Origin of the sequence: Craurococcus roseus, assembly GCF_039523795.1 — a bacterium.
GTDB lineage: Bacteria > Pseudomonadota > Alphaproteobacteria > Acetobacterales > Acetobacteraceae > Craurococcus > Craurococcus roseus.
On the sequence record NZ_BAAAFZ010000092.1, the window covers coordinates 38,322 to 60,644 of the forward strand.

The following is a 22,323-nucleotide window of genomic DNA, read 5'->3' on the forward strand; positions in this document are numbered from 1 at the left end:
CGCCGGGGCCGTTGTTGTTCCCTCATCAAGCGGAACGGTCGGGCGCGTTCCCGGGCGGCGGCGGCGTGTCGGACGCGGTGTCCCGTTCGTCGCGCGCGCGCCGCGTCGGGGCCCGCGGCGCGAAGAGGTCGGCGAGCCGCTCCGGCACCTCCGCAATGGCGTCCTCGCCCGTGTTGGCGAAGGCGAGGCGGAGGTGCCGCTCGCCGCCCGGCCCGAACACGGTGCCGGGCAGCGACACCACGCCGCGCTCCGCCGCCAGCCGTTCGGCCGCCGCGGCCGAGTCCGGGGCCGCGTCCGGCACGCGGACCCAGGCGAAGTAGGCGCCGATGGCGTCGATCCGCCATTCCGGCGCCCCCGACTCCAGCGCCCGCCGGAACGCCTGCGCGCGCGTGGCGATGCGGGCGCGGTTGCCGGCCCGCCATTCCCGCAGCGCCGGCACGCCCCAAGCCAGCGCGAACTGCGGCGGGCGTGGCGGGCAGATCTGGATGTTGTCCACCGCCTTGACGAATTCGGCGCGGAAAACGGGGCCCGCGCACACGGCGCCGACGCGGTGGCCGGGGATGCAGTACGCCTTGGAGAAGGAGTAGAGCTGCACCACGAAGTCCCGCCAATCCGGCCGGCGGAACAGGTCGTGCGGCCTGTCCTGCCCTTCGGGGAGGAAGTCGCGGTAGGTCTCGTCCAGCACCAGCCACAGCCCGCGCTCGCGGCAGAGGTCGGCGAAGCGCCCGACCAGATCGGGCGGCATCACGGCGCCGGTCGGGTTGTTGGGCGTGACCAGCACGATCGCCCGCGTGCGCGGCCCGACCAGCGCCGCGGCGCGCTCCGGGTCCGGCAGGAAGCCGTCGGCGGCGCGGCAGGGCAGGGGCACCGCGCGCACGCCGCGGAGCGCCAGCGCCATCTCGTGGTTGAAGAACCACGGCGTCGGCAACAGCACCTCGTCTCCCGGCGCCGTTGCGACCGTCATCGCCAGGTTGAAGCCGATGTTCGCGCCGGCGGTGATGCGCAGGTCGTCGGCCCGGGCGTCGCCGCCGTAGAGCAGGCGCATCTCCTCGGCCAGCGCCTCGCGCAACGCGGATTCGCCTTCCAACAGGCCGTAGGTGGCCGCGGCCGGGTCGCCCGCCGCCCGCGCCAGCGCCGCCAGCATGTCCGGGTGCGGCGGCCAGCCGGGCACCGCCTGCGTCAGGTCGAGCGGCTTCCCGTGCCCGCCGGCGTAGCGCGCGGCCCAGGCGCGGCAGGCCGGGATCGGCGGCACCGGCACGGCGGCGGCCGTGGGCGCGACGGTCGGGGCGCGGGAGAGCGGGGGGGAGGGCATCAGGTCGGGCGGCATCGCCCCCCAACGCGCGACGTCCCGGCGGGTGCCGAAGCGGCGGTGCCGAGGGACCGTGACCCAGGAGCGGCACGGCAGCGATGGGGCGCCGCGACGAGAAGCGCGCGTCGCATCACGGAAAAGCGGCCGGGCGGCACGAACACTGACGAGTCCGGGAGTGCACGTTCATAAGTATGGCATTGATCAACTTGCGAGTTTGGGTCGGCGGCCCGGCATTCTATTTCGATTTCGATCTATCATGGAGCCGACCATGCCACTCAAGATCACCCCTGCCAGTCCCCGCTTCACCGAAGGCGCCCCGATGGCCTTCACCGTCGCCACGACGGCGGGCGACGAAGAGGCGCTCCGTCGGCCGTTGTCGTGGGTGATCCTAGACGCCCACGGCAACGTCGCCGACCACGGCGATTTCGAGCGCGCGTCCGGGGGCGTGCCGCCGGCGGACCCCGGCGGGGAGGGCTCGCGCGGCTTCACCGTGTTCGCGTTCACCGACGCGCTGTTCGAGGGCACCGAAGGCTACACCTTCCAGGTCAGGTCCGGCGGCACGGCCGGTGATCCGCTGAGCGGCGCGCTGGAGGCCAGCGTGGACCTCGCGCTGGAAGACGGCGACGCGCCGCCCGCCTGGTCCATCTGCGACGCCGAGCCGGTGGCGGAGGGCGGCGAGTTGGTGTTCGCGGTGTACGCCTTCGCCGCTTCCGCCGAGGAACAGACAGTGTGGTACAGCGTGGACGGCGGCGAGCCGCAGGCGCTGGTCATCCCGGCCTACGCGACCACGGCCGAGATCCGCGTGCAGACGTCGGACGACGCCGGGCGCGCGGACCATCCGCTCGTCACGGTGGAGCTGTTGAGCGCCTCCTTGGGCGCGGCCTCGGGCACCGCAACCGGCTTCGTGGACGACGACGAGCACGTGTCCGCCTACACGGTGTCGGGCGGTTCGGCCGTCGAGGGCGGCAAGCTCGCCTTCACCGTCACGCGCACCGGGCGGGCAGACGCGGAGACGATCGCCTACAACCTCGGCGGCACCGCGAGCGCCGGGATCGACCACGCCGCGCCCTCGGGCTCCGTGACCTTCGATGCCGGTGAGCTGGCCAAGACCGTCCTGGTCCAAACTTATCTCGACGCCGCGCTCGAACCGGCCGAGCGGGTTTCGCTGACCCTCGAAGCGGCGTCCGCCGGCGGGGTGTTCGAGGACGCCTCCGCCACCGCGACCATCGCCGACTTGGCGCTCCCCGGGATGCTGCGGCGGCAGGTGGAGGTGGAAACCGGGCCGGACGGGAACGTCCAGCCGGGGACGGAGGCGCTGCGCTTCGTGGACGGTTGGCTGGCCTTCGACGGCGGCGCCGACCTCGGCTCGGCCTTCCGGCTCTACGAAGCGGCGCTCGGCCGCGCGCCCGACGCCATCGGGCTCGGCTTCTGGACCGCAGCGCTCGACGAGGGGGCGCTTTCCCTGCCGGAGATCGCGGGGTTCTTCGTCGCGTGCCCCGAGTTCCAGGACCGGTTCGGCGTGCCCGGGAACGGGGATTTCGTGGACCTGCTCTACGGGCACGTGCTCGGCCGGGAGGCCGACGCCGAGGGTTCGGCCTTCTGGACCGCCAAGCTTGACACCGGGGCGCTCACGCGGGCGGAGGTCACGCTCTGCTTCTCGGAGTCGGCCGAGCTCAAGGCGGCCACGGCGCCGCGCTTCGCCGCCGGCGCCTGGGCGCCGGACCCCGCCGCGGTGGACGCCATGCGCTTCTACGAAACCGCGTTCGACCGCCTGCCCGACGCGGACGGGCTTTCCTTCTGGATCGGCGCCCGGCACGGGGGCCTGACGCCGACGCAGATGGCGGAAGCCTTCACCGGCTCGGCGGAGTTCGCCGCCCGCTACGGCGCCCCGTCCGACGAGGGCTTCGTGGAACGGCTCTACCTCAACGCCCTGGACCGCCCGGGCGACGCGGAAGGGCTCGCCCATTGGGTCGACTGCCTCGACTCGGGCGACCTCTCGCGCGCCGAGGTGGCGCGGTGCTTCGCGTATTCGCTGGAGATGACGACGAAGCTCATGCCCTACGCCGAGGACGGCTGCGTCTTCGTCTGAGTCGCCGCCCGGCGCCGCCGCGGCCCGTTCGCCGCGGCGGCGCCGGAGGCGGCCCGGGCGGCGCCGCTCAAGACGGCGGGACGGGCTCCCCGACCGCCTCGAACCCGATGTGCGACCCCCGCTGCCAGCAGCGCCGCATGGAGCGGCTTTCGCCGCCGGGTAGCCACAAGGTCACCAGGTCTGGCAGTTGGGCGCGTGCCACCAGGAACACCTGGGCGCCGCCGGGCGAAAGGTCCAGCAGCACGCAGTCGAGGACCGCGTCGTCCAACACGACGTGGGCGGGCTTGAACATGCTGCAACGGTTGTGCCGACGCGGGAGCCACCCCTTCTCGCCGTAGCCCTGGGCGGAAGCGTCGTTCCGAGCAATCGTGATGCTACCCATGTCAGCGCCTTCCCAGCAACCCATGCGTGTATGATGACGTATACACGTATATTGTTGCGCACGAAAAGCAAAATGCGGGCGACCGGGTCGCCGGGCCGATGCCATGGGCGCCGGGCGGAACGGGGGACGGCGGAGGCCCAACCCGCGCCGGCTGGACCTTCCCCGCCTTGCGCCGCGCCTACCCAGGCATGATATGGTCGCCTCGGAAGGCCGGTGACGGACGGGCGCCTCGCCAACCCGGTCAGGTCCGGAAGGAAGCAGCCGCAACGAGTTTCCGCCCGGGTCGCTTCGCCGGTCTTCCACCCCAATCGCTTCGAGGTCCGTCGCGCGGGCATGGCCAGCACCCTGTTCGGCACCGGGAATGCCGCCCCCGCCGAGGACGAGCCGCGAGAGGAAGGCCTGCCGGAGCCCCCGCCCGCCGAGGGGCCGGGCCTGTTCGGGGGCGGCGATGCCGCGGCGCCGGCGCCACCGCCCGCGGCGGCGGCCGCGTCGGAAGCTCCGGGCACTCCCTACCGCGTCCTCGCCCGCAAGTACCGCCCGTCCACCTTCGCCGAACTGATCGGGCAGGACGCGCTCGTCCGCACCTTGCGCAACGCCTTCGCGCAGAACCGGGTGGCGCACGCCTTCATGCTCACCGGGGTGCGCGGCGTGGGAAAGACCACCACAGCGCGCATCATCGCCCGGGCGCTGAACTGCGTCGGGCCTGACGGCACCGGCGGGCCGACGCCCGAGCCCTGCGGCATGTGCCCGGAGTGCCGCGCCATCCTGGCGGACCGCCACCCGGACGTGGTGGAGATGGACGCCGCCAGCAACAACAGCGTGGACGACGTGCGCGAGCTGCGCGAAGCGGTGCGCTACCGCCCGGCCCGCGCCCGCTTCCGCGTCACCATCCTGGACGAGGTGCACATGCTCTCGACCCAGGCCTTCAACGCGCTGCTCAAGACCCTGGAGGAGCCGCCGCCCGCGGTGAAGTTCCTCTTCGCCACCACCGAGCTGCGCAAGGTGCCGGCGACCATCCTGTCGCGCTGCCAGACCTTCCACCTGAAGCGCGTGCCGCAGGCCGAGCTGCGCGCCCACTTCGCCGGCATCGCGGCCAAGGAGGGCGTGCAGGCGGAGCCGGAGGCGCTGGCCATGATCGCCCGCGCCGCCGACGGCAGCGTGCGCGACGGGCTGTCGCTGCTGGACCAGGCCATCGCGCTGGGCGGCGCCGAAGGCGGCGGCGCGGTCACCGCCGAGGCGGTGCGCAACATGCTGGGCCTCGCCGACCGCGGCCTGGTGATGGACCTGATGGAAGCGGTGATGGCGGGCGATGTGCCGGCCGCTCTCACCCTGATGGACCGCGCGCACGAGCGCGGCGCCGACCCGCTGGTGGTGCTCCAGGACCTGTCGGAGCTGACCCACACGCTGACGCGGCTGCGCAGCGTGCCGGGCCTGCGCGACGACCCTTCGCTGACGGAGGACGAGCGCGGGCGTGGGGCGGCGCTGGCGGCCCGCCTTTCCGTCCCCGTGCTCGGCCGCGCGTGGCAGATGCTGCTCAAGGGCTTGGCCGAGGTGCAGCAGGAGGGCGTGGACCGGCGCGCCGCGGCGGAGATGGTGCTGATCCGCCTCGCCCACGTGGCGGAGATGCCGACGCCGGGCGACCTGGTCCGGCGCTTGGTCGAAGGCGGCACGGCGGCGTCGGGCGCGCCGCCCCCGGTGCCCAACGGTTCGGGCGGCGGCGCGGTGGCGGTGCGCGCCGTGGCCGGCGGTGGCGGCGCGATGGCGGCGCCTGCGACGGACGCCGTCGCGGCGGCGCCGGCCTTGGCGAATCCGCAGACCTTCCGCGAGGTGGTGGCGCTGGCCTCCGGCCGCCGCCCCATGATGCACGCCCACCTGGTCCACAGCACCCATCTCGTCCGCTTCGCCCCGGGGCGGCTCGAACTCCGCGTCCGGCCGGAGGTGCCGCGCGACTTCGCTGCGCAGCTCGGGACGCTGTTGCAGGAGGCCACCGGCGCCCGTTGGGCCATCGCGCTGAGCAACGCCGAAGGCGAGCCGACCCTGGCCGACCAGGGCCGCGCCGCCGACGCCAACCGCCGCGACCTCGCGCGCACCCACCCGCTGGTGCAAGCGGTGCTCGCGGCCTTTCCCGGCGCCACCATCGAAGAGGTGCGAGACGCCGCGGTGGACGCCTACGGCCTGTTGCCGGACGCCGCCGCCGCCGCGCAGCCCGCCGCCGAGGCCGGGGAGGTGCCGCAGGACGACGCCGCCCCGGTCGAAGCCGACGACGACCAACCCATCCCACCGGAAGACAGGTAGGCCCCAGCCATGAAGAATCTTTCCCAGATGCTCAAGCAGGCGCAGCAGATGCAGGGGCGCATGCAGGAGATGCAGGCGAAGCTGGAGGTGACCGAGGTGGAGGGCGCCGCCGGCGCCGGCATGGTCAAGGTGACGCTGACCGGCAAGGGCGACCTGCGCCGCGTGTCCATCGACCCGAGCCTGATGGCGGCCGACGAGCGCGAGGTGCTGGAGGACCTGCTGGTCGCCGCCCACGCCGACGCCAAGCAGAAGGTGGAGGCGGTGATGGCCGAGGAGATGCAGAAGGCGACCGGCGGGCTGAACCTGCCGGGCGGGCTGCCGGGCGGCCTCAAGCTGCCGTTCTGACCCCCGGCCGACGACGGGCATGGCCGCCGGCGGCGCCGACGACCCGATCGAGCACCTGATCGGCCTGCTGTCGCGCCTGCCAGGCCTCGGCCGACGCAGTGCCCGGCGCGCCGTGCTCAAGATGCTGATGCGGCCGGAGCAGCAGATGCTGCCTCTGGCCGAAGCCTTGCAGAAAGCTGCGGAAGCGGTGCGGCCCTGCGGCGTTTGCGGCAACCTCGACGCGCGCGACCCGTGCTCCATCTGCCGCGACCCGGACCGCGAGCGCGAACTGGTCTGCGTGGTGGAGGGCGTCGCCGACCTGTGGGCGCTGGAGCGCGCGCATGCCCATCGCGGCCTTTACCACGTGCTGGGCGGCACCCTCTCGGCGCTGGGCGGCACAGGGCCGGAGGACTTGTCCATCCAGCCGCTGCTGGCCCGGCTGGCGGAGGGCAAGGTCGAAGAGGTCATCCTCGCGCTGCCCGCGACCGTGGACGGCGCCACCACCGCCCACTACCTCACCGACCGCCTGCGCCCGACCGGCGTGCGCGTCACGCGGCTGGCGCAGGGGGTGCCTATCGGCGGCGCGCTCGACGTGCTGGACGAGGGAACCTTGGCCGCGGCGCTGAAGGCGCGGCGCTCAGTCTAGCAACGCGAGCGGGGCGCGGCTTGCACCGCGCCCCGACCCGTCGAAACGCCTTGTCGGCTCAGGTCTTGTTCACCGCGTCGCGCACGCCGTCTTTGGCGCCGCCGACGGTGTTCTGGACCTTGCCCTCGGCCTTGTCGGCCTTGCCTTCGGCTTGGAGCTTCTCGTCGCCGGTGACCTTGCCGGCCATGTCCTTCACGGCGCCCTTGGCCTGCTTGGCGGCGCCTTCGATGCGGTCCTTGTCCATACGGCTTTCCTCCGGGCTGCGCACCGCCTCGCGCGGCCGCTTCCGGGAATGGAACGCCCCGGCGCGTTGCGGGTTGCCATCGTTCCCGGTGCGGGCCGCCGTCGGCGGAACGGGTCGCCGTGCTAAGGGCCGGCGCGCGGCGCAAGGCGTCGGCTTCGCGCGCGGTCCGGCGGCCGGCTCGCCCGGCCGGCAGGTCCTGGGCCGCCGCTCACCCTTCCCGCGCGCTCGCCAAAGCGGCCTCGACCGCGTCGCCGAAGCGCTCCGCGATCATGTCGATTTGCGTCGCGTCCGCGGTGTAGGGCGGCGCCAGGATGGCGTGGTCGCCGCGCTTGCCGTCGATGGTGCCGTTCATTGGGTAGCAGGCGAGTCCGCGCGCATAGGCTTCCAGCTTCACCCGCTCGTGCAGCTTCAGCGCAGGGTCGAAGGGCTCCTTTGTGGCGCGGTCCCGCACGAGCTCCACGGCCCAGAACAGGCCCCGGCCGCGGATGTCGCCGACCTCGCGGTGGTTGCCCAGGCGCTCGGTGAGCCGCGCTTCCAGCAGCGCGCCCATGCGCCGCACGTTCTCCAACAGCCCTTCCTCGGCGATCGCCTCCTGGACCGCCAGGGCCGCGGCGCAGGCGATCGGGTGCGCTTGGTAGGTGTGGCCGTGCGCCAAGGCGCCGCTGCCCGAAGCGAGGCCCTCCACCACGCGCCGGTGCGCGAGGACGCCGCCGATCGGCTGGTAGCCGCCGCCCAGGCCCTTCGCCACCACCTGGATGTCGGGCGCCACGTCCTCCGCTTCCCAGGCGTGCATCGTGCCGGTGCGGCCCATGCCGCACATCACCTCGTCCAGGATCAGCAGCGCGCCGTGGCGGTCGCAGACCTCGCGCACGGCGGGGAAGTAGCCGGGGAGGGCGGTGGCGCAGCCGAGCGTGGCGCCGACCACCGTTTCGGCGATGAAGGCGATGACGGTGCCGGGGCCGAGGCGCTGGAACTCCGCTTCCAGCTCGGCGGCGAGGCGCCCGACGTGCTCCGCGTCCGTCTCGCCGCTGTGCCGCTCGCGGTAGGGGTAGCAGGGCGAGACGTGGCTGAAGGCGCCCGACAGGATCGGCGCGTAGGGCGCCCGGCGCATGGCGTTGCCGCCGGCCGCCAGCGCGCCGAGCGTGTTGCCGTGGTAGCTCTGCCGCCGGGCGATGAAGCGCGTCCGTTGCGGCTGGCCGATCTCGATGAAGTACTGCCGCGCCAGCTTCAGCGCCGCCTCGTTCCCTTCCGAGCCGGAGGAGCAGAACCAGGCGTGGGTCAGCCCGCCCGGCGCGTGGCCCACCAACGTGTCGGCCAGCCGCTCCGCGGGTTCGCAGGAGAACAGGCTGGTGTGCGCGTAGGCGAGCTTGTCGAGCTGCGCCTTGATGGCCGCGACGACCTTCGGGTGTCCGTGGCCGAGGCACGCCACCGCCGCGCCGCCTGAACCGTCGATGATCGCGCGCCCCGTCTCGTCGTAGAGGTAGACGCCCTCGCCGCGGAGCGCGAGCGGCGGGTCGGACCGCAGGGTGCGGTGGATGATGTGCGACGACGGCATGGCGGATGGCACCTCCGCCGGGGAGGGTGGCACGCCGGCCGTTGCCGGGCCAACTCCGGCGGGTCAGCCGCCCGGCGCGAAGAGCGGCCCGGTGTCCGTGTAGAGGCGTACGGAAGTCACGAGCCCCGCCTCGTCGCGGTCGGTGAAGGCCGCGGCGCGGAGCGTGACGGCGCCGCCGTCGAGCCGCGTGTAGGGTTCAGCGCCCCAGCGCGAAAACGCTACCACGCACCGTCCGACCGCCGTGGCGGACCTTTGCGGCCGCTCGGACATTTCCGGGACGGGAGGACGTACCGCATGCGCAAGTTTTTCGCCGTCGCCGCTTTGCTCGCCGCCGCTGTACCCGCTCCGGCGCAGGAGGCCGGCCTCGCCCGCCCGCGCCTGCTGCTGAAGGAGACGGTCGCGGGCATGCCGCGCGGCGAGCGGCAGGAGGTGCAGGTGCTGACCGCCAGCTTCCGGCCCGGCGACCGCACCGTGTTCCACACCCACCGCCACCCCGTGACCGTGTACGTGCTGGAAGGGCCGTTCACGCTGGAACTGGAGGGGAGGGAGACCGTCACGGTGCGCGCCGGGGAGGCGCTGGTGGAGCCGCCCGGCGTGCGCATGACCGGCTACAACCGCAGCGCCGACGCGCCGCTGCGCGTGGTCATCGTCTACGTCGCCGAGCCTGGCACGCCCTTCCTCGACATGGCCCACTGAGCGGCGGGTCAGCCCACCAGCCAATCGAGGGCGCCCCGCAGCCGCGCCGTGCCGTCCTCCTTGTAGAAGTCGCCGTGGGCGAAGACCACGCGCTCCGGCCGGAGCGCGAGCAGCCGTTCCGCCGCCGCGCGGTTCGCCGCCCGGCGCCGGTTGAGCAGGAGCTTCAGGTGCGCGGGCGTTTCGCCTTCCGGCGCGGCCGAGCCGACGACGCGGGCGAACAGCCGCGTCGCCAGCGGCAGGTCGGCGGAGCGCATCGCCTGGATGCCGTCGGTCAGTATCAGGGTGCGGCTCGCGCGGTGGTGGAACGCCACCTCGACCAAGCCGGGGGCGCTGAAGACGGCGTGCTCGATCTGGCCTTCCCAATCCGGGGGCGCCGCGTCGCCCAACGTTCCGCCGGACACGCGGAGATGCACGTCCTGCCCGCGGGCGCGGTCCGCGACGCCGGGCGCGGCCCAGAGCTTCGCGTCCGGCACGGCCTTGTGCCAGGGCGAGGCGTGGACCCAGTGCGCGGTGTTGGGCGCGACGAGGTGCCGCACCGGGCCGAGCTTCTCCAACTCCGCCTGGAGCGCCGGCGTGTGCCGCGTCGGCGAGTGCAGCCAGAGGCCGCCGTCGGCCAGCCGCAGCACGGCCATCCGGGTGGGCAGCGACAGGCCGAGGACGCGCTGCGGCGCGCCGTCCACGATCCAGACGCCCTCCGCCAGCGGCTTCGGCGTGTCGAGCGGCGGGTAGGTGCCGTCCTCGGCCATGCGGGTTCTCCTTCAGGGCGGCGTCAGCAGCCCCACCGTGGCGCCGGCCATGCAGCAGGCGATGGACGCGGCGACGAGGCTCGGCAGGCCGAGCGAGACGATCTCCGCCCGCCGCTCCGGGCACATCGCCGCCATGCCCGTCACCATGATGCCGACCGAGCCGAAATTGGTGAAGCCGCAGAGCGCGTAGGCGAGGACGAGGCGCGACCGCTCCGACAGGCCGGCGCCGCCGGTCGAGGCGAGTTCGAGGTAGGAGACGAACTCGTTCACCACCACCTTGACGCCGAGCAGCCGCGCGACCGTGGCGCACTCCCCCGCCGGCACGCCCATGGCCCAGGCGAGCGGCCAGAACAGCCAAGCGGCGATCTGCTGCAAGGTCAGCCCGGTGAGCGGTTCCAGCGCCGCGTTCGCCAACGCGACCAGGGCGACGAAGACGATCAGCGACGCCATGATGCCCAGCAGCAGCCCGAGCCCGTCCGCCGTGCCGCGCACCAGCGCGTCCATGGTGCTGTCGTACAGGCGGGGTTGCGCCGCTTCCGCGTCCGGCGACGGGGGCGCGCCCTCCCGCTCCGGCATCATCAGCAGCGCGGTGAGGATGGCGGCGGGGGCGGAGATCAGGCTCGCGGCCAGGAGCTGCCCCGCGGCGTCCGGCACCACCGGCGCGATCATCGTGGCGTAGACCACCAGCATGTTGCCGCTGATGGTGGCGAGGCCGGCCACCATGGTCACGAACAGCTCCGCCCGCGAGAAGCCGCCCAGCCAGTGCCGGACCAGCAGCGGCGCCTCCACCATGCCGACGAAGACGTTGGCCGCGACGCCGAGGTTGCAGGCGCCCGACAGGCCGAAGAGCCACCGGAGCCCACGCGCCAGCAGCGCGACGACGGCCGGCAGCACGCGCCAGTGGTACAGCACGGCGGAAAGGGCGCCGACGACGAGTACCAACGGCAGCGCCTGGAAGAACAGGATGAAGCTCGCGCCCGGCGCCGTCTCCGCGAAGGGAAGCGGCGCCCCGCCGAGGTAGCCGAAGACCAGCGACGTGCCGGCGCGCGTCGCGGCCGCGAGCGCGTTCACCGCGCCGCCCACCAGCGCGAAGGCGGCGCGGAGCGGCGGGACGTGCAGGAGCGCGGCGCCGAGCAGAACTTGGCCCAGGAGGCCGGCCGCGACGATCCGCGGGCGGACGCCGCGCCGGCAGCCGCCGCAGGCCCAGGCCAGCGCGCAGAGCAGCGGCAGGCCGAGGAGGCTTTGGAACTGGAGGGCGCTCAACCCCGGCGTAGCGGGACGACCGGCGCCCCTTCGTCGGGGGACGGCGCGGGCAGGGCCGGCAGGTCGGACAGCTCCACCGCCTCGATCTGCGCGCCGCGGCGGGCGATCTTGGCCGTGCTGATCTCGATCTGCATGACGTCGCCCTGCATGTCGGCGAAGTGCTTCTTCAGCTTCGCCACACGGTCGTCCAGGCGGCTGACGTCCTGCACCAGCGCCGCCACTTGGTGCTTGATCATCCCGGCCTCCGCCCGCATCCGCACGTCTTGCATCAGCGCCCGCATGGTGCCGAGCACGGCCCAGAGCGTGGAAGGCGAGACGATGTAGATGCCGCGCCGCGCCGCCGCCTCCACCACGCCGGGGTGGACGGAGTGCAGGTCGGCGTAAATCGCCTCGCTGGGCACGAAGATCAGCGCGCCCTCCGCCGTTTCGCCCGGGCAGATGTACTTGCCGGCCACGTCGTCCACGTGCCGGACGATGTCGGTGGCGAAGCGCTTGGTGGCGGCGATGCGCCCGGCGTCGTCCGTGGCGTCGCGGGCGGCGAGCCAGGCTTCCAGCGGGAATTTGCTGTCCACCGCGATGGGGCCGGGCGGGTGCGGCAGGCGGATCAGGCAGTCGCAGCGGGTCTTGTTGGCGAGCGTGTGCTGCCAGATGAAGCCGTCCGCCGGCAGCCGGTCCTCGATCAACTGCCGGAGCTGCACCTCGCCGAAGGCGCCGCGGGCCTGCTTGTTGCCGAGGATCTGCGCCAGGCTGCCCACCTGCGCGCCCAGAGCTTCCATGTTGGCCCGCGCGGCGTCGATCACCGCCAGCCGCTCGTGGATCTTGCCCGCGGTCTCCTCGGCCTTCACGGCGCTGTCGGAGAGCACGCGGCCGAGCTTCTCGTTCTGCGCGGCGACGGCGGCCGCTAGCGCCTCCTGGGTCGCGGCCAAGCGGTCCGCCATCGCCTGCTCGCCCTGGGCCAGCCGAACGTTCTGCGCGGTGAGCGCCTTGGTCATTGCCTCCGTCAGCATCCGGGTCGACTCCGCGAGGCGGTCGGCCAGCAGTTGCTCCTGCGCGAGCAGCCGTTCCCGCTGCGAGGCGAGGGCGGCGTCCGTGGCGGTGCGGGCTTCGGCCAACCGGTCCGCCAGCAGGCGTTCCTGGGACGCCATACGCTCGCCCGACGCCGCCGCCTGCCGGTCCTGCGCCGCGCTCAGCGCGTCCAGCTTGCCGGACAGGGCCGCCAGCACCGCTTCCCCGCCGCCGCCAGAGGGCCGGCGGAGCAGCACGACGACCACCATGCCGAGCGCGAGCAGGGCCAGCAGGCCAAGCAGGGGGAGGGTGTAATCGGCCAAGGCGCGACTCCGACGCTAGTGGCGGAAGTGTCGCATGCCCGCGAAGACCATCGCCAGCCCGGCCTCGTCCGCCGCCGCGATCACCTCGGCGTCCCGCATTGAGCCGCCCGGCTGGATCACCGCGGTCGCGCCCGCCGCCGCCGCGGTCTGCAAGCCGTCGGCGAAGGGGAAGAAGGCGTCGGAGGCGACGACGCCGCCCTTGGCCAGCGGCTCGGGCAGGCCCGCGGCCTTGGCCGCCGCCTCGCTCTTCCAGGCGGCGATGCGGCTGCTCTCGACCCGGTTCATCTGCCCCGCGCCTATGCCGACCGTGGCTCCGCCCTTGGCGTAGACGATGGCGTTGGACTTCACGTGCTTGCAGACGCGGAAGGCGAAGAGCAGGTCCGCCAACTCCGCTTCGGTGGGCGCGCGCTTCGTAACCACCTTGAGGTCCGGCGCGGCGACCCGCCCGGCGTCGCGCGACTGGGCCAGGAAGCCGCCGGAAACGCTCTTGAACGTCATGCCCGGCGCCGCCGGGTCCGGCATCCCGCCGGTCAGCAGCAGGCGGAGGTTCTTTTTGCGCGCGAACACCGCCTTCGCCGCCTCGTCCGCGTCCGGCGCCACGACGACTTCGGTGAAGATGGCGGTGATGCGCTCCGCCGCCGCCGCGTCCAGGGTCCGGTTCGCCGCGACGATGCCGCCGAAGGCCGAAACCGGGTCGCAGCGCAACGCCAAGTCCCAGGCGGCGGCGAGGTCGTCCGCCACCGCCACGCCGCACGGGTTGGCGTGCTTGACGATGACGATGGCCGGCCGCTCGAACTCCGCCACGCACTCGAAGGCGGCGTCGGTGTCGTTGAGGTTGTTGTAGGACAGCTCCTTGCCCTGCGCCTGCGCGGCGGTGGCGATGCCGGGGCGGGCGGTGCCGTCCGTGTAGAAGGCGGCGCGCTGGTGCGGGTTCTCGCCGTAGCGGAGCGTCTGCTTCAGGGCGCCGGCGAAGGCGAAGCGGGGCGGGAACGCCTCGCCCTCCTGCGCCACGAACCAGCCGGAGATGGCGGCGTCGTAGGCCGCCGTGCGCGCGAAGGCCGCCGCCGCCAAGCGCCGCCGCAGCGCCAGCGTGGTGCCGCCCTTCGCCTCGATCTCCGCCCGCACCTCGCCGAGTTGCGCCGGCTCGGTCAGCACCGCGACGTGGGCGTGGTTCTTGGCGGCGCTGCGGATCATTGCCGGGCCGCCGATGTCGATGTTCTCGATGCAATCGGCGAAGCCGGCGCCGCCCGCGACAGTGGCCTCGAAGGGGTAGAGGTTCACCACGACGAGGTCTATCGGCGCGATGCCGTGCTCCCGCATCTGCGCGAGGTGCGCCGGGAGGTCGCGCCGGCCGAGCAGCCCGCCGTGGATCTGCGGCACCAGCGTCTTGACGCGGCCGTCGAGGATCTCGGGGAAGCCGGTGTGGTCCGAGACGTCCTTCACAGGAACGCCGGCCTCGCGCAGCGCCCGCGCCGTGCCGCCGGTGGAGAGGATTTCGGCGCCTTGCCTCGCCAAGAAGCGCCCGAACTCCACCAGCCCAGCCTTGTCGGACACGGAGAGCAGCGCGCGGCGGACGGGGACGACGGCGTCGGTCATGGCGGGGAAGCGGCTCCGGCGGTGGGCGCGCTGCTCCTAGCCTACGACCGCCTTGGGTGGAAACACCCAGAACGGAGGCCCGCGCCGTTTGGCCGTGAGCAGGCCGCCACCGATCTGGACTATGGGACCGGTGGGCTCCCCGCCGCCCCGGTTCCGGCCGGTCCGGGCCGCCTACGCGCCATCGCTGAATTGCAGCGCCGCGAGCCGCGCGTAGAGGCCGCCCTCCCGCACCAGTTCCGCGTGGGTGCCGGTGGCCACGATTTGCCCGGCCTCCATCACCACGATCCGGTCGGCCCGCCGCACCGTCGCCAAGCGGTGCGCCACCACCAGCGTGGTGCGCCCGCGCGAGAGCCGCTCCAGGGCGCGCCGCACCGCGTCCTCGGACTCGGCGTCGAGGGCGCTGGTCGCCTCGTCCAGCAGCAGGATCGGCGGGTCGCGCAGCACCGCCCGCGCGATGGCGATGCGCTGGCGCTGGCCGCCCGACAGGGTGGCGCCCCGTGCTCCGAGGTGGGTGTCGTAGCCCCGCGGCAGCGCCGCGATGAAGGCGGCGGCACCGGCCGCTTCCGCCGCCGCGCGCACCTCGGCGTCGGTGGCGTCCGGGCGGCCGTAGCGGATGTTCTCCGCCGCGCTCGCGCCGAACACCACCGGCTCCTGCGGCACCAGGCCCAGCCGCGCGCGGAGGTCGGCGGGATCGACCGCGCGGATATCGACGCCGTCCACCAGCACCCGCCCGGCCTGGGGATCGTAGAAGCGCATCAGCAGTTGCAGCACCGTGGTCTTGCCGGCGCCGGACGGGCCGACCAGCGCCACCGTTTCCCCCGGCGCCACCCGCAAGGTGAAGCCGTCCAGCGCGCCGGCGCCGGGGCGGGTGGGGTAGGCGAAGCGCACCGCCTCGAACGCCACCCGGCCGGCGGACGGGCTGGGCAGCCGCCGGGGCGAGGGCGGCGCGGCGATGGCGGGGCGGACGGCCAGCAGCTCTGCCAGACGGTCGGCGGCGGCGGCGGCGCGCTGGATTTCGCCCCACAGCTCGCTCAGCGTCGCCCCGCTGCTCGCCACCAGCACGGCGTAGAACACGAAGGCCGACAGCTCGCCGCCGGTCATCCGCCCCGCGACCACGTCGCGCCCGCCGACCCACAGGCTGAAGGTGATCGCCCCGAAGCCGAGCAGCACCACCGCCAGGATCAGCGCGCTCCGCGAGGCCACCCGCCGCAGCGCCGCCTCCACCGACCGCTCGGCCTCGGCGGAGAAGCGCGCCCGTTCCAGCGGCTCGTGGGTGAAGGCCTGCACGGTGCGGAGGCCGTTCAGCGCCTCCTCCGCCGTCGCGGCGAGGTCGGCCACGCGCTCCTGCGCCGTGCGCGACAAGCGCCGCTCGCGCCTTCCGAACAGCACCAGCGGCCCCACCACGAAAGGGACCACCACCAGCACCACCCCGGCGAGCTTGGGGCTGGTCGCCACCAGCATGGCGAAGGCGCCGAGGCCGGTGAGGACGTTGCGGAGGCCCATGGAGATCGCCGAGCCGATCAAGGCTTGCAGCAGCGCCACGTCGGCGGTCAGCCGCGACAGGATGTCCCCGGTCCGCGCGGTGTCGAAGAAGGCGGGCGACAGGCCGATGACATGGCCGAACACGTCGCGCCGGACGTCCGCCGCCACCCGCTCGCCGAGCCAGGACACGAGGTAGAACCGGGCCGAGGTGGCGACAGCGAGCGCCGCGACCACGGCGAACAGGAACAGGGCGGCGCGGTCGAGCTGTCCGGGCGCGCCGTCGGCGAAGCCCTCATCGACCAGCCGGCGCAAGCCCTGGCCGAGCGCGAGCACCAGCCCCGCCGCCAGCAGCAGCGCCACCGCCGCGCCGGCGGCGCGGGCGGCATAGGGCCGGAGGTGCGGCAGCAAAAGGCGCAGCGAGGCGACGCCGGCCTGCGCTCCGGACGCGGGCGGAGTCATGGACACGGCTCACCCGAAGCCCGTCTAGCCTCGGGGCACGGTCCCGTGCCGCCCCGCCCCCTCACCAGCCCATGCTGCCGGGGCCGCCCTTGAACGGGCCTTGGAGGTCGCTGGTGATCCAGCCGCCGTAGAAGCCGCCCGGCTGCGGCGTCACCGCTTCGTCGTCGACGAAACAACGGTCCATGGCGCCGGCATAGACCGCCAAGTGGTCGCGGATGGCGGCGAACGCGGGACTGGGGTCCGGGTAGCTCCAGGCGGCCCGCTCCGCCACGCGGTCGCCGACGCGGATGCTCCAGTAGCGCGCCGCGCCCTTCCACTCGCAGAAGCTGCCGCCGGGCGCCGGCTCCAGCGCGCAGCCGGTGAAAGCCTCGCGCGGCAGGTAGTAAACCGGCGGGTGCGAGGTTTCCAGCACGCGGAACGCCGCCCCGGTGGCCGCGATCGTGCGCCCGGCGAAGTCGATCCGCACCGATTTGGCGACCGGCTCCAGGGCGGGCGGCCGCGGGTAGTCCCAGACGTTCTCCATCGCTCGGCTCCTCGCCCGCCCGGCGGACGGCCTTCGGCCGCGGTGCGGGGAAGCGGTTCCGGCGGTGGCGCGACGCTCCTAGACCCTGGACGCGGCGGCTTCAACCGGCGCCATCAGCTCGGCTTCGCCCCGCTGGCGCGCACCACCGGCGCCCAGCGCGCGGTTTCCTCCGCCACGAAGGCGGCGATGGCCTGGGCCGTCATCTGGCCGAGGGAGACGACGCCGGAAGCGTCCAGCCGTTCGCGGATCGCCGGCTCGGCCAGCGCGCCATGCACCGCTTCGGCCAGCCGCGCGGCGATGGCGGGGTCCAGCCCCGCGGGCGCCGCGAGCAGGAACCAGTTGGTGGAGACCACGCCGGGCCAGCCGAGTTCCTTCAGCGTCGGCACCGCGGGCAGCGCGGACACGCGCTCGGCCGAGGACACCGCCAAGCCGCGCAGCGTGCCGGCGCGGATCGCGGCGGCGTTCGCGCCGCTGGTGTCCCAGAGCGAGGTGGTGTCGCCCGACAGCACCGCCTGCTGCGCCTCGCCCGCGCCGCGGTAGGGGATGTGCAGCATCCTCGCCCCCGTCTCCATGCCGAAGAGGACGCCGGTGAGGTGGCCGGCTGAGCCGACGCCGCTGGAGCCGAAGCTCACCGCCTCCGGCCGCGCCTTCGCCGCCGCGAGGTACTCGTCCATGCCGCGGATCGGGCCGTCGCCCTTCACGGCGCAGACGATCGGTGCGCCGCCGAACATGGCGACCCAGGCGAAGGCTCGCGCCGGGTCGTAGGAAAGGTTCGGGTACAAGGATGGCGCCACCGCGAGCGGGCCGGTGTTGGCGACGACGAGGGTGTGGCCGTCCGGCCGTTCGCCCGCCGCCGCCGCGGAACCCACCGTCCCGCCCGCGCCGGCGCGGTTGTCCACGATGAAAGGCCGCCCGAAGGCGCGCTCCAGCCGTTCGGCGATGGGGCGGACGATGATGTCGGAGGTGCCGCCCGGCGCGTAGGGGACGATGATCCGCACCGGGCGGTTCGGCCAAGGGCCGGCGCCGCCTTGCGCGCGGAGCGAGGCCGGGGCCGCGAGCAGGCCGGCGGCGGAGGCGGCGAGGAGGTGGCGGCGTCGCATGGGGGCTTCTCCCGTTTCTGGGCGCTCAGGGCGCGTGCTCTGCCGATGGAAACGGCACCGCACGCCTCGGTCCGGCGCCTAAGGCGGATCGCACGGGAATGTTGCAACCCCCGTGCCAAGCCCGCCAGTTCAGCCCCTTTCCGCCCCGGCGAGCGCCAGCCAATGCCGGGCGATGTCGCGCCGGCGGGCGACCCATACGCCGGGCGTTCGCGCCAGGTGCTCCAGCACCATCTCCAGGCCGCGCATCCGCGCCGGGCGACCGATGATGCGCAGGTGCAGGCCGATGGAGAGCATCTTCGGCGCGGTGCGGCCTTCGCGCAGCAACCAGTCGGCGGCGGCGGTGCAGTAGCGGCCGAAGTCCTCGGGCTGCACGAAGCCGGCGCCCGGCGCGAAGCGCATGTCGTTGGTGTCGAAGGCGTAGGGCAGGATGACGTGCGCCCTCCCGCCGACGCCCGGCGCCAGGCGCGGCAGGTCGTCGTCGTAGGCGTCGCTGTCGTAGAGGAAGCCGCCGTCCTCGACCAGGAGGCGGCGGGTGTTCACCGAAGGCGCGCTGCGCGTGTGCCAGCCCACGGGTCGCTCGCCGCAACCCTCTGCGATGGCCTCCACGGTGCGGGCGATGACGGCGCGCTCCACCGGCTCCGGCATCCCGGCGAGCCTTTCCCACCGCCAGCCGTGGGCGCTCACCTCGTGGCCGCGCGCGTGCGGCTCGGCGGCGAGCACGGGCGTCGCGGCCACCGCGCGGCCGCAAGCGGAGAAGGTGGCCTTCGCGCCGAAGGCGTCGAACAGGCCGAGGATGCGCCAGACGCCGGCGCGGCTGCCGTAGGCGAAGTGGGTCTCCATGCACGGGTCCGGCGCGCCGACCACCTCCTCGCGCACCTCGTGGACGCTTTCGTTGCGCTCGTCGCCGCTGGACAGGGACAGCTCCGCCCCTTCCTCGACGTTGACCACGAAGGACACGGCCAAGCGCGCCCCGTCCGGCCAGCGCGGGTCGGGCGGGCGGCCGCGGTATCCTGCGAGGTCCCGCGACGCGGGCGGCATCCCGCCAGGGACCGGGGCGGCGGAGGAGGAGGGGTCGGGGGGCATGGCGGGCTCCGGTCGTGCCGTGCGCGCGATGGTGCCGGCCCCGTCCCGCGCTGGCTACAGGCGGCCGGGCGCGTCAGAGCCCGAGCAGGTCGAGCGTCCGGGCCATCACCTTCGCTTCGGTGTAGCGCTCCAGCGCCCGCGCCCGCCCGGCCTCGCCCATGCGCGCGCGGAGCGCCGGGTCCGCCACCAAGCGGCGCAGCGCGTCCGCCAGCGGCGCCGTCTCGAAGGGCGGCACCAGGAAGCCGCTTTCGCCGTCCACCACCTGCTCCCGCGGCCCGCGCACGTCCGTCGCCACCACCGGCAGGCCGGTCAGCATGGCCTCGACCACCGACATGGGCAGGCCCTCGAAGTGGCTCGGCAGGGCGAAGACGTCGGACGCGGCCAGCAGCCTCGCCACGTCGTGCCGGTAGCCCAGGCGGCGGAGGCGCGGGCCGAGCGCGGCCTCGGCGCGGGCGAAGTGCGGCTCCAGCGGCTCGCCGTGGTCGGTGGGGAGGCGGTCGCCAACCACCCACAGCTCGGCGCCGGGCACGTCCTCCATCGCGCGCAGCAGCTCCGGGTGGCCTTTGTGGCGGACGAGGCGCGAAACGACGACGACCACGCGGGCGTCCGGCGCGGCGCCGAGTTCGGCCCGCACGGCGGCGCGCGCGGCCGCGTCCGGGTGGAATTCCGCCGGGTCGCGGCCGTTCCCTATGGCCGTCGCGCGCGGGTGGATGCGGAGGCGCCGCGCGTCCGCCGCTTCCTCCTCGCTCACCGTCATGAACACGTCGGTCAGGCGCCCGGCCATCAGCTCCAACCCGAGCGCGAGGCCGCGCCGCCACGCCGGGCCGGGCTGGTTGAACAGGAAGCCGTGGCAGGTGTAGGCGACGCGCGGCACGCCCGCCCGCCGCGCGGCGGCCCGCCCGAGGAGGCCGCTGATCGGGTTGTGCGCGTGGACGAGGTCGAAGCGCTCGGCGCGGAACACGTCGAGCAGGGCGCGGAAGGCGCGGACTTGGGCGCGCGGGTCGAGGCTGCGCGCCATCGGCACCGGGATTATGCGGAAGCCCTCGGCGCGCGGCGCGTCCAGCAGCGGGCCGTCGGCGCAGACGCCGACCACCTCGTGCCCCCGCTCCCGCGCGGCCCGCATCACCGGCAGCAGGAAGTTCCGCAGGGAGTAATCGACGCTGGTGACTTCCGCGACCTTCAGCGGAGGTTCAGCCATCCTCTGCCGGCGCCGCGACCGACGCGCGGGTGATCGCCCATTGCACCCGGTCCGTGCCCGGTTCGGCCCGCAGCACCACCTGCACGCCGCGCCGCGCCTCGCCGCCGGCCACGTAGACGCTCTCCTCCAGCCCCGCGCGCGCGCCGTGGCAGCGGAGCCGCCAGCCCTGGCCCGAGGGGAGGTGCAGCAGCACCGTCCGCCCGTCCTCGTCCGCGTCGGCGGCCACGTCTGGGTGGAGGTGGAAGCGCAACAGGAAGGGCGGCGGCTGGGAGCCCTGCGTGCCCGGCTCCAGGATGTCCTCGCCGCCGAGGTTGTCGCCGTTCTGCGACAGGTACAGGCGACGGCGGTGGACCACGCCGAACGGGCGGCGCCAGCCGTCGTGCGATGCTTCCAGCCACTGCGCGCCGTCGGCCTCGTGCCGCTCGGCCTCCACCCGCTCGGGGCGGCGGCCGAGGCCCTCGTCGCGCAGCTCCGAGCTGTTGGTTTCGGACACCACCAGGGCGGAGTGCGCGGCGGTGGCGCGCAGCGCGTCGCGCCAGCCCGACTCCGCGGCCGGCGCGGCGCCGCAGTTGATGACGAGGCGCTCGCGCCCGACCGACATCTCGAAGGAGAGCGTGCCGGCGTGGGCGAAGCGGTCGGCCCCGCGCGGCAGCCCCGTGGCCCCATCGGGCCCGCGGCCCGGCGGCGGCGCCCCGGCGTCGCAGATCACCACCACCCGCCCTGCCTGGAGGCGGTGGAACCCGCTCTCCTCCAACTGCGACGGCGCGCGGCCCTTCGCTTGGCCTTGGGTGAGCACCAAGTCCACCAGCGCCGGCCCCTCGTCGCGCGTGCTGTTGAACATGGCGAGGCCGCCGTCGCCGTGCTTGAACAGGCGTAACGCCTGCCCGGCGCGCTCCAGCACGGCCGACAGCACGGGCGGCGCGTTCACCCCGGCGCCGTGCAGCAGGTTGCGGATCTCGATCAGGTCCTGCACGGCGGCCAGGAGTTGGCCCGGGGAGCGCTCGACGTGCCCGCCGTCGGAGTGGAACTGGCGCTCCAACTCGCCTGGCAGGAAGCGTAGCGCGCGGGAAAGCCACGCCTCTTCTTCCAGCGCCACCGCGGCGGCCATCACGCCCTTCAGCGTCACCAGGGCGCCGCGGTGCGAGGCTTCCGCCGGCAGGCCGACCGACAAGGCGCGCGCGTCGAGCGCCAAGCGCGTCAACAGCCGGCGGCGGAACCCGTCCTCGGCGGTCGCCGCCAGGAAATCCCAGTGGCCGAGCCACGCGGAGATGCGCGCCGCCGCCACCTCGGGCGCGTTCGCCATCTCCCGGTTGCCGCCGCGGGAAAGCCAGTCCTCCGTGAGGTCGCGCGCCCGCGTGCGCGCGGCGTCCGTGCCCAGCGCCCGGAGGTCGCGCAACCAGGCGAAGCCGTGCGCGGCGGCGCGCCACGCCGTCGGGCCGGCGGTCTCGTCCCACCCGGCGTCGCCGTCGTGGGTCGGGTCGAGGCTCCGCACCGCGCCCAGCGCCTCGAATTCGCCCCGCATCAAGCGCGCGCCGCGCGCGGCGTCGCCGGGCCAGAGGTCGCGGAAGGAGCGGGCCGGCGCGTCGGGCACCTTCACCGGCTTGAAGCCGGAGATCATCCGGCGCGTGTTCCGCAGCATGTCACGCATCAAATCAAACATCCCCACGCGGCGCGGCCGCCGCACCCGCGCCGCCCATGCCGATCGGCCCCGGGGCCGCGCGCGCCGCTTCCCCGCCCGGGCGGCGAAACGTGGCGGCGGAGCGGGGAGGGGCGATGCGGGCCATTCGGGGCATGTCGGCGCGTTTCTAACGTCGCGACTTCGCTACCGGCAAGGCATTCAAACGCTTCCCGGCCGCTTTGCCACGCGGCGGCGCCGGCCGGGCACGCCCGTGACCTCCATCGGCCGGCCCGGCGCGGGCCGGATCGCGCGGGTCCGGGCGGCCGCGGCCCCCGCTGTCAGCCCCGCCCGGCGGCCGCTGTTCCCCGCCGGCCCCCGCGGGCCGGC

General features: G+C 74.4%; 20 protein-coding genes and 1 other RNA gene. 6 read left to right on the plus strand and 15 right to left on the minus strand.

Annotated features, from left to right (window positions below):
- Nucleotides 1-25 precede the first annotated feature (25 nt).
- Nucleotides 26-1,327 carry an aminotransferase gene (locus tag ABD067_RS23535; protein ID WP_343897853.1) on the minus strand — a complete coding sequence of 434 codons (1,302 nt, stop codon included), beginning with the start codon at nucleotides 1,325-1,327 and terminating at the stop codon, nucleotides 26-28.
- 250 nt (nucleotides 1,328-1,577) lie between these two features.
- Between ABD067_RS23535 and ABD067_RS23540 the strand changes: the two genes are divergently transcribed.
- The gene (locus tag ABD067_RS23540) at nucleotides 1,578-3,398 is read left to right on the plus strand and encodes a DUF4214 domain-containing protein (protein ID WP_343897854.1); all 1,821 of its coding nucleotides are present in this window, start codon (nucleotides 1,578-1,580) and stop codon (nucleotides 3,396-3,398) included.
- A 67-nt stretch (nucleotides 3,399-3,465) separates the two neighbouring features.
- Here ABD067_RS23540 and ABD067_RS23545 read toward each other — a convergent pair whose 3' ends face one another.
- Nucleotides 3,466-3,780 (minus strand): PilZ domain-containing protein, encoded by a 315-nt coding sequence (locus tag ABD067_RS23545; RefSeq protein WP_343897855.1) that lies wholly within the window; start codon nucleotides 3,778-3,780, stop codon nucleotides 3,466-3,468.
- Between the two features lie 208 nt (nucleotides 3,781-3,988).
- Here ABD067_RS23545 and ffs point away from each other — a divergent pair.
- The 4 genes from ffs (at nucleotide 3,989) to recR (ending at nucleotide 7,045) form a co-directional block, all read left to right on the plus strand.
- Nucleotides 3,989-4,080: signal recognition particle sRNA small type (ffs, locus tag ABD067_RS23550), an RNA gene on the plus strand.
- Between the two features lie 33 nt (nucleotides 4,081-4,113).
- Nucleotides 4,114-6,075, plus strand: coding sequence for a DNA polymerase III subunit gamma/tau (locus ABD067_RS23555; protein ID WP_343897857.1), 1,962 nt, complete (start codon nucleotides 4,114-4,116; stop codon nucleotides 6,073-6,075).
- Between the two features lie 9 nt (nucleotides 6,076-6,084).
- Nucleotides 6,085-6,420 carry a YbaB/EbfC family nucleoid-associated protein gene (locus tag ABD067_RS23560; RefSeq protein ID WP_343897858.1) on the plus strand — a complete coding sequence of 112 codons (336 nt, stop codon included), beginning with the start codon at nucleotides 6,085-6,087 and terminating at the stop codon, nucleotides 6,418-6,420.
- A 19-nt stretch (nucleotides 6,421-6,439) separates the two neighbouring features.
- Nucleotides 6,440-7,045, plus strand: a complete 606-nt coding sequence (gene recR / locus ABD067_RS23565; protein WP_343897859.1) for a recombination mediator RecR — start codon at nucleotides 6,440-6,442, stop codon at nucleotides 7,043-7,045.
- Nucleotides 7,046-7,103: 58 nt separating this feature from the next.
- On the opposite strand, the gene ABD067_RS23570 is transcribed toward recR, so the two are convergent.
- The 3 genes from ABD067_RS23570 to ABD067_RS23580 all read right to left on the minus strand — a co-directional run bounded on the left by ABD067_RS23570 (nucleotide 7,104) and on the right by ABD067_RS23580 (nucleotide 9,069).
- Nucleotides 7,104-7,289 carry a CsbD family protein gene (locus ABD067_RS23570; protein ID WP_343897860.1) on the minus strand — a complete coding sequence of 62 codons (186 nt, stop codon included), beginning with the start codon at nucleotides 7,287-7,289 and terminating at the stop codon, nucleotides 7,104-7,106.
- Between the two features lie 208 nt (nucleotides 7,290-7,497).
- Entirely contained in the window at nucleotides 7,498-8,844 is a 1,347-nt protein-coding gene (locus ABD067_RS23575) for an aspartate aminotransferase family protein (protein ID WP_343897861.1), read from the minus strand.
- A gap of 63 nt (nucleotides 8,845-8,907) precedes the next feature.
- Nucleotides 8,908-9,069, minus strand: coding sequence for a hypothetical protein (locus ABD067_RS23580; protein ID WP_343897862.1), 162 nt, complete (start codon nucleotides 9,067-9,069; stop codon nucleotides 8,908-8,910).
- Nucleotides 9,070-9,138: 69 nt separating this feature from the next.
- Between ABD067_RS23580 and ABD067_RS23585 the strand changes: the two genes are divergently transcribed.
- The gene (locus ABD067_RS23585) at nucleotides 9,139-9,540 is read left to right on the plus strand and encodes a cupin domain-containing protein (protein WP_343897863.1); all 402 of its coding nucleotides are present in this window, start codon (nucleotides 9,139-9,141) and stop codon (nucleotides 9,538-9,540) included.
- Between the two features lie 8 nt (nucleotides 9,541-9,548).
- On the opposite strand, the gene ABD067_RS23590 is transcribed toward ABD067_RS23585, so the two are convergent.
- The 10 genes from ABD067_RS23590 to ABD067_RS23635 form a co-directional block, all read right to left on the minus strand.
- Nucleotides 9,549-10,286: a DUF4336 domain-containing protein gene (locus ABD067_RS23590; protein ID WP_343897864.1), complete on the minus strand. Its 738-nt coding sequence runs from the start codon at nucleotides 10,284-10,286 to the stop codon at nucleotides 9,549-9,551.
- Between the two features lie 12 nt (nucleotides 10,287-10,298).
- Nucleotides 10,299-11,549: a NupC/NupG family nucleoside CNT transporter gene (locus ABD067_RS23595; protein WP_343897865.1), complete on the minus strand. Its 1,251-nt coding sequence runs from the start codon at nucleotides 11,547-11,549 to the stop codon at nucleotides 10,299-10,301.
- Nucleotides 11,546-12,877, minus strand: a complete 1,332-nt coding sequence (locus ABD067_RS23600; protein WP_343897866.1) for a DNA recombination protein RmuC — start codon at nucleotides 12,875-12,877, stop codon at nucleotides 11,546-11,548. Before ABD067_RS23600 ends, ABD067_RS23595 begins: the two co-directional genes overlap by 4 nt.
- Nucleotides 12,878-12,892: 15 nt before the next feature.
- The gene (gene purH / locus ABD067_RS23605; RefSeq protein ID WP_343897867.1) at nucleotides 12,893-14,473 is read right to left on the minus strand and encodes a bifunctional phosphoribosylaminoimidazolecarboxamide formyltransferase/IMP cyclohydrolase; all 1,581 of its coding nucleotides are present in this window, start codon (nucleotides 14,471-14,473) and stop codon (nucleotides 12,893-12,895) included.
- A gap of 171 nt (nucleotides 14,474-14,644) precedes the next feature.
- Nucleotides 14,645-16,414, minus strand: coding sequence for an ABC transporter transmembrane domain-containing protein (locus ABD067_RS23610; protein WP_343897868.1), 1,770 nt, complete (start codon nucleotides 16,412-16,414; stop codon nucleotides 14,645-14,647).
- 61 nt (nucleotides 16,415-16,475) lie between these two features.
- Complete coding sequence (locus ABD067_RS23615) at nucleotides 16,476-16,937, minus strand: DUF427 domain-containing protein (RefSeq protein ID WP_343897869.1); 462 nt, start codon at nucleotides 16,935-16,937, stop codon at nucleotides 16,476-16,478.
- 113 nt (nucleotides 16,938-17,050) lie between these two features.
- On the minus strand, nucleotides 17,051-18,037 hold the full coding sequence (locus tag ABD067_RS23620; protein WP_343897870.1) for a Bug family tripartite tricarboxylate transporter substrate binding protein: 987 nt from the start codon (nucleotides 18,035-18,037) through the stop codon (nucleotides 17,051-17,053).
- A gap of 129 nt (nucleotides 18,038-18,166) precedes the next feature.
- The gene (locus ABD067_RS23625) at nucleotides 18,167-19,120 is read right to left on the minus strand and encodes a polysaccharide deacetylase family protein (protein WP_343897871.1); all 954 of its coding nucleotides are present in this window, start codon (nucleotides 19,118-19,120) and stop codon (nucleotides 18,167-18,169) included.
- A gap of 73 nt (nucleotides 19,121-19,193) precedes the next feature.
- Nucleotides 19,194-20,303 carry a glycosyltransferase family 4 protein gene (locus tag ABD067_RS23630; protein WP_343897875.1) on the minus strand — a complete coding sequence of 370 codons (1,110 nt, stop codon included), beginning with the start codon at nucleotides 20,301-20,303 and terminating at the stop codon, nucleotides 19,194-19,196.
- A 7-nt stretch (nucleotides 20,304-20,310) separates the two neighbouring features.
- The gene (locus ABD067_RS23635; protein ID WP_343897872.1) at nucleotides 20,311-21,966 is read right to left on the minus strand and encodes a heparinase II/III family protein; all 1,656 of its coding nucleotides are present in this window, start codon (nucleotides 21,964-21,966) and stop codon (nucleotides 20,311-20,313) included.
- Nucleotides 21,967-22,323: the final 357 nt, after the last annotated feature.